Raw genomic sequence first — 6,720 nt, 5'->3', positions numbered from 1 at the left:
AGCTGTTCAGCGTGCATTCGCAATCGGAACACCAGATATATTTAATAGCGATCAGGGCAGTCATTTCACCAGCTCCAGCTATATCAATCTACTGAAGGAGCACCCATCTATACAAATCAGTATGGATTCTAAGGGACGTGCCCTGGACAATATCCGTATCGAACGATTTTGGCGCAACCTCAAATATGAAGAGGTCTATCTGAAAGACTATGCCACACCGAGGGATGCAAGAAACAATATACGAGAGTATATGAAAACCTATAACCATGAGCGCCCTCATCAGTCATTAAACTATAAAACGCCTGAATCCGTCTATTGTCACTAAGAGTTGATCCTTTCCATCTTTAGGCTATTATCTTTCCCATGTCAGAACCCGTCAAGGGTAAAAGCGCCCCTTGACAGAACCTGACATAGGAAAGACCCCGTTTTCTAAGATGGAAAAGGACGACAAGCATGAACCAACTTTCACCTTATTTTCATAAAATATGTGTCTTGACACTGGGGTCCACCTAACATACAATAATTCAACAAAGGACGCTATTACTGAGTCGAGGGGTGTAAAAAGATGTTGCCAGTTATGCTAATAGGAGCAATTTGTACGTTCGCGTCAGTCTTATCTGCAATTTATGCCATTCGTGCCATTATAAATAAACAGGACAAACAAAACTACTCAATACTTATATTTATTTCAGCTATTTTCGCTGCAATAGCTTATTTTATGTTATTTATATCTCACTAAGTTGGTTGGGTCGCTTTAAGACAATGGGACGCTTTAATCAAATAAAAGTTGGGTATATAGTTTATCGTGAACCCAATGGGTACTTTTGATTTGATGATAAAATAACATCACATTAGGACTTTGATATGCTTCCTGTATTGCGGAATCGGTCATATAACGGAATAAAATTAGAAGGGAGTGTAAGAAGTGAGAGTTGTGTTAGAGCTATTTCGTATTATTCTTATATTTGGATTACTTGGTGCTTTAGGTTGGGCTGTAATCGGTAATATTTATACAGTCAATGAGACAACAGAATCTTATTCGTGGCTTGGGGCATTAGCTATATTGGTTTTGCTTTTTGTTTTGTATAGAAACAAATTTCAATTTTTCGGCTGGTATAAAGGCGGCGGTAAGAAAAAATTACCAAAAACGGTTTCCGTCACACTTATTTCTGTTTCCGTACTACTGATTGTCTCTCCCTTTGTAATGGGGGTTTTGTATAATTAACAAAGAATAGAGGGTGCCAGGCACAAAAACAATTCAGAATTGTGTGGGTGCAAGGCACTCAATCGCCCCTGTCAAATCAGACTGATCCAACCGTTGAAAAGCCGCCAAGTGATCTTCTGCCGCCGTCGTTGATTTCCGTTTGGATTCGTTTGCTTTAAAACGGTACATGCCGGGTTGTGTCCTGCTGCATAGCACGAAAATACGTGTTATTGTTTATTCTTCATGTGAATGGTGCACTGTCAGTATTGACGGCGATAGATAAATAGAAAAATGAATTGAATGACGAGGACGCCGGCGACGATGATAAGTCACATAACGGGTCATAAATTTGGAATATATAGGGATCCATTTTCTGATTATTAAGTCAATAAACATAATATTGTGTTAAAATGAAAACGAGGTGATTGTAATGGTTAGCAACATCGTGTCTGCTATGTTTGTCGTAGTATTTTTCATGTTTGTTAGCTGGAGAAAATATATAAAGCATAAAAACCCGAAAAAGCAGTGGGAAGGAGAACGCCCTAAGTCTAATGAAGAGCTGAGGCAGGACCAGAATAAATACCGAGGTTTCGGACAAATTCCACCAATGTAGGTGGCTGGGTGCTGGGGACTGTCCCCAACGCTACAAACAGTGCCGGAACTATAGGAGACAGACCTCCGTTAATATTAAAAAATATTATTAAAATTATAAAGTTAGGTTTAATTTAGATAATTACGGGAAAACGACATACTACAGAGTTCAATAGTTACTATTGAAATGTCAATCTGTAATTGCAGTATACACTGCTATCTTTACTTAAGAGGGAGGTCTTAGCTTGGCAGGAAATCGTGGCGTTGTTTATAAAGGCAACGGTCAAGTTGAAGTGGAAAGTATTGGATATCCGGATCTGACATTACATGATGGTCCTGGTGTCCCAAAAGCGAACGTTGGCCGTAAATGTGAACACGGCGTGATTATCAAAAACATTCTGACCAACATTTGTGGCAGTGATCAACACATGGTCCGAGGCCGTACAACGGTTGATGAAGGCATGGTACTGGGGCATGAAATTACAGGTGAAATTGTGGAAGTTGGACGTGACGTCGAAAATATGAAAGTAGGCGATATTGTATCCGTCCCCTTTAACGTAGCGTGTGGTAGGTGTAAAAATTGCCGGAAAGGCGAAACGCACATCTGTCTCAACGTTAATCCGGAAAAACCAGGCGGTGCTTATGGCTACGTCGATATGGGCGGCTGGGTTGGCGGCCAGTCCGAATACGTGATGGTTCCTTATGCGGACTTTCAGCTGCTGAAATTTCCGGATAAAGATCAGGCCATGGATAAACTGCTGGATTTGACCATGTTATCAGACATATTTCCAACAGGTTTTCACGGTGCGATTAATGCCGGTGTAACAGTTGGATCGAGTGTTTATGTAGCCGGAGCTGGTCCGGTTGGTCTTGCTGCAGCTCATTCAGCTCAATTACTGGGGGCAGCGGTTGTTATTGTCGGGGATCTTAACGAAGAGCGGCTGAAACAGGCCAGAAGCTTTGGCTGTGAAACCATCAATCTGAAAGAGCATGCCGATGTTGGTGAACAGATCGACCAGATCCTTGGCTCGCCGGAAGTCGATAGTGCTATTGATGCAGTTGGTTTTGAAGCCTACGGGCCTGGTACAGATTATGGTGCCGCACCCGCAACAGTATTAAACACAGCAATGGACGTTGTGGAAGCTGGCGGTTCTTTCAGTGTTCCTGGTATTTATGTTACAGAAGACCCTGGCGCAAAAGATAAGGATGCCCAGTATGGTTCCCTTAAAGTCAATTTTGGACTAGGCTGGTCCAAAGCGCATTCCATTCATACCGGACAAACGCCCGCGATGCGGTATCAGCGGCAGTTAATGAACGCGATTTTGCATGAGAAAGCTGATATTGCGAATGTGGTCAACGCCCAGGTTATTTCCTTGGACGAAGCGCCTCAGGGTTATGCCGATTTTGACAGTGGCGTTGCCAAGAAGTTTGTCATTGATCCGCACGGTGTATTTAAGAAATAAACGCCATATGAATTTACTATAATGATATTATCATTTGAGAAACCGGCAGACATATGCGGGTATATACCCGTGTATTACTGCCGGATTTTCTTACGGGAGCAGTACCAGCGGGGCAACGGGGACAGCCCCCCCACACAATTTCTATCTGCTACTGCCTGGGGACCTATTAGGTATGTTATTTGGCTAATTTTAAAAGGGGTTAAAACTGGAAGAATGAAGACATTATAAAACCTCAATTTATTGAAGGGGGGAGGTAATCAAATGAGTAAGTATATTAAAATTTTTTTCGGGACATTAGTTATCGGTTTTGTTATCTTTTTTATAGGTAATGGATTCTTTAACAGCAGCAACCTTTTAGAGACAACCATTTTATCTATCGGTGCAGTAAATATATGTTTTCTATCTTATTTAATTGCACAAGTTCATTACCTTATAGATTTAGTGAAAAAGTAATCACTAGGATGTTTAACAAACAGTATACGTTCATAAAAATAGAAGAATTACCAGTCTTTATTGCTTTTGACACTAAGGTTGTGGCAATAAAAACGAATAATGATAAAAAGATAATTAAGTTTTTGCAGGAATAAGACGATAGGGAGGTGTAAGTTTGGCGAAATGGAATAAGATGGTTCCGGTTTCAATTTTCATTATCGCAGCGTTAGTATTCTTTTTCTTTATCTCTGGATATAGATTTACAGCATTGAATGCTGCAAAAGCTAATAGTGAAGTGACGAAGGACTACCAATTAGTCGATCAATATAAAATGGATTCATCGGCTGTTTTTTTATTTAAAAGTGACAGTGATGAAATGTATCGAACGGTTTTGTCTGACACATCAGGGTTGTTACATCGAAGTAATTCTTCCACATACATTCCTTACAGAAACGAGTCTCTTGTAACCGTTGGGGGTATGAGTGTATCCGATGATGATCAAGATCCATTTACGTTTTTAAGCGTAAAATCAAATGATGCCCATATCGACTATATAATAGCAGGATCAGGAACCAATCGCGTGAGGAAAGAAATTAAAAAGGGAGAGCGTATTTTTTTCCTGTTCCCTTTCAGCAAACAAATAGATAAGCTTAATGCCAGGGCATTTAGTGACAAAGGAAAAAAGATTTATTATTATGGCTATCCTAAAAATACATCAGCATTTATAGACGACGATCTAAAATGGCACAAGGTAAATGATTCTTAATATAACACCTGATTGCAGTTTTACTTTATCTTCAAAACTTCAAAAATAAAATGAATAAATCGGAGTGATATTAGATGAAGCAACATATGCGCGGCATGATTATTCTTCTTGTTTGTAGTTTTATTTTTGTATCATGCAGTAATGAAAAAGAAACGGGTAGCAGTGCTGAGAATCAAACAGAGAAAACAGACAATCAAGGTAGTGAAGTTACGGAGGAAAAAGCAGAAGATATTTCTTTTGGAGAAAAGAAGGATTTAGGTGAAAAAGAAAATGTAGATAGTATTTTCGCCTTTTTAGATCAATTAAAACTACCGAATATGACACTAGATAGTGAAGAGGATTTTAACTACCTGTTTAGTAAATCATTTATTTCGACGAAAGATGAACCAATGTATCTTCTTCATTTAACTTATAATGACGGAGCTTCCAATGACCTTTTGGCAGAAACACACCTATATATATCTAATAACACAAAGAGGATAGATTATGGTGACGTTTATGACAAAGAGACTGAGACACTGTCAAGCGGAACAGAAGTAACAATAGGAAAGTATGATACAGAATTTATTACAACCTTGTTTGAAGAAGATGGTATTTATTATCGTTTTGAAGTTGTATCAGAAGATAGAGAAGCTGTTAAGGAATATCTAATAGGCATTATGGAGGAAATGGAAAAGAAAAATGATCTATATGAGAAGATGCATACTGAACTAGAAAATACAGTGAACGAATACTTTATTATGCCTAACTATTTTGCGAATAATTTAAATTTAGAGAGTATGAACATGGCTGATGAAGCAATAAGTTTCAGATATGAGGAGGATTTTATTACGGATAATGATGAAGAAGTAGACTCCCAACTTATTTATTTCACATCAAATGAATCGGATCCTGCTTTTGAAAATTTTCATGATGAAGATATTAGCGAAGACATTGAATTACCAAGTGGTCGAAAAGCGAAAAAGATTGTGGAAGAAGATAGAGAAAATAGCATCTATTTAGAAGAAAATGATGTGCATATTAAATTTACTGGTAGGCGTATTGAAAGACCACTCGATAATGAGGGTGCAGATGAATTGATTAAAATAATAGATAGTATGGAAGTTGACTAGAAGATAGGGTAGGATCTTTTAGGCTATGGGGACAGTCCCCGCCCTTAAAATAAATGAAATGTGTACAAATATTGATTTCGTGGTATAATAAACATAGAAAAGATATAAGTGCATACACTAATAAAGACCGCCCATGAAATACATGGAACGGTCATAATAGACTGAACCCCAACAAGAGGGGTTGGCAGCTTAGGAAAATAATCCCTCACGTACTGTCCAAGGCGCATGAGGGGTTATTTTTTATGGTTTTTGTCAGACATAATAAACGCCACCAACATCCCAAAGGATATCATCAGCGTCAGTGCACTAACAATGTCCATTGGCAAGCACCTCCCTCCCTGGGAAGTCTCCCAACGAAGACTCACGGCAGGTCGACAGTGCCACCAAACCCCTCATGCGAAGCCAGTCTATTATATTTTAATATAACATATTGCTATTAATTATACTGTAATGAATGAAGAACGGAAGATAGAGGGATTATTATTAGTTACAAGTTTTATAAATGGATTATGATAATTGACATAGTTGCTATTGGTATACTGCGATTCTTGGCTGGGGCATTCTTTGAATACACAGTAATTAGACAATGGCGCGCCTCTTGAAGTAATACAAAGCCTTCTCGGTCATGAAAAGAGTGAAACAACAAGGATTTATGCCCATCTCAGTGAGACATGATTTATATAGCAGGTATTTTTATTATTAATTCGAATTTGTTTTAAAGAAAATTAAAACATATCTTGCCAGAACATTTATGTCGGCGCGGGTATAGGTTATAATAAGAGTATAGATTAATGGAGGTGCATGATATGTCTACTCCTGTTTTGGAGTATTTGGAATGAAGCCGGATTGTTAAAGCCATCTGTGGCACGAACTTCAAAAATTATTTCTGTGCATGGATCTGAATTAAAACGCCAGATAGGTGCATTACATAAGCATGATCTTGAACGTGTACTTCATATGTGCAGGAATTTATTTTAGCAATGTAGTATTCCTCTGCTCTATTCCTTTATCGGGCGCGATTCTTTAATAAGGATTATGCCGTTAAAGGGCCATTATGTGGAATAACAGGTTTGGGGCACTGGGGACAGCGTATAATGGCAAATAAGTCAAGGCGCCAATTTACTTAAAAAAGAACAAACTGAACTAAAACTC

General features: G+C 38.6%; 7 protein-coding genes and 1 pseudogene. 7 read left to right on the top strand and 1 reads right to left on the bottom strand.

Annotated features, from left to right (window positions below):
* Both ABDZ72_RS03980 and ABDZ72_RS03975 read left to right on the top strand, forming a co-directional pair.
* Positions 1-325 (top strand): integrase core domain-containing protein (locus ABDZ72_RS03980; RefSeq protein WP_343751317.1); only part of this gene is annotated, 325 nt, incomplete at its 5' end.
* 600 nt (positions 326-925) lie between these two features.
* The gene (locus ABDZ72_RS03975; protein ID WP_343751316.1) at positions 926-1,225 is read left to right on the top strand and encodes a hypothetical protein; all 300 of its coding nucleotides are present in this window, start codon (positions 926-928) and stop codon (positions 1,223-1,225) included.
* A gap of 33 nt (positions 1,226-1,258) precedes the next feature.
* Here ABDZ72_RS03975 and ABDZ72_RS03970 read toward each other — a convergent pair whose 3' ends face one another.
* Positions 1,259-1,393 (bottom strand): hypothetical protein, encoded by a 135-nt coding sequence (locus ABDZ72_RS03970; RefSeq protein WP_343751318.1) that lies wholly within the window; start codon positions 1,391-1,393, stop codon positions 1,259-1,261.
* Between the two features lie 647 nt (positions 1,394-2,040).
* Between ABDZ72_RS03970 and fdhA the strand changes: the two genes are divergently transcribed.
* The 5 genes and pseudogenes from fdhA to ABDZ72_RS03945 form a co-directional block, all read left to right on the top strand.
* Positions 2,041-3,258, top strand: a complete 1,218-nt coding sequence (gene fdhA / locus ABDZ72_RS03965; protein WP_343751315.1) for a formaldehyde dehydrogenase, glutathione-independent — start codon at positions 2,041-2,043, stop codon at positions 3,256-3,258.
* 261 nt (positions 3,259-3,519) lie between these two features.
* Complete coding sequence (locus tag ABDZ72_RS03960; RefSeq protein WP_343751314.1) at positions 3,520-3,711, top strand: hypothetical protein; 192 nt, start codon at positions 3,520-3,522, stop codon at positions 3,709-3,711.
* 154 nt (positions 3,712-3,865) lie between these two features.
* Positions 3,866-4,456, top strand: a complete 591-nt coding sequence (locus tag ABDZ72_RS03955) for a hypothetical protein (protein WP_343751312.1) — start codon at positions 3,866-3,868, stop codon at positions 4,454-4,456.
* A gap of 74 nt (positions 4,457-4,530) precedes the next feature.
* Entirely contained in the window at positions 4,531-5,568 is a 1,038-nt protein-coding gene (locus ABDZ72_RS03950; protein WP_343751311.1) for a hypothetical protein, read from the top strand.
* Positions 5,569-6,147: 579 nt separating this feature from the next.
* Positions 6,148-6,271, top strand: a pseudogene (locus tag ABDZ72_RS03945) (tyrosine-type recombinase/integrase); the annotation flags it as partial.
* Positions 6,272-6,720: the final 449 nt, after the last annotated feature.

The organism is Lentibacillus halophilus (genome assembly GCF_039522485.1).
Lineage (GTDB): Bacteria > Bacillota > Bacilli > Bacillales > Amphibacillaceae > Lentibacillus > Lentibacillus halophilus.
The sequence above is the reverse complement of the archived record's forward strand: the minus strand, read 5'-3'. Positions and strand labels throughout refer to the sequence as shown.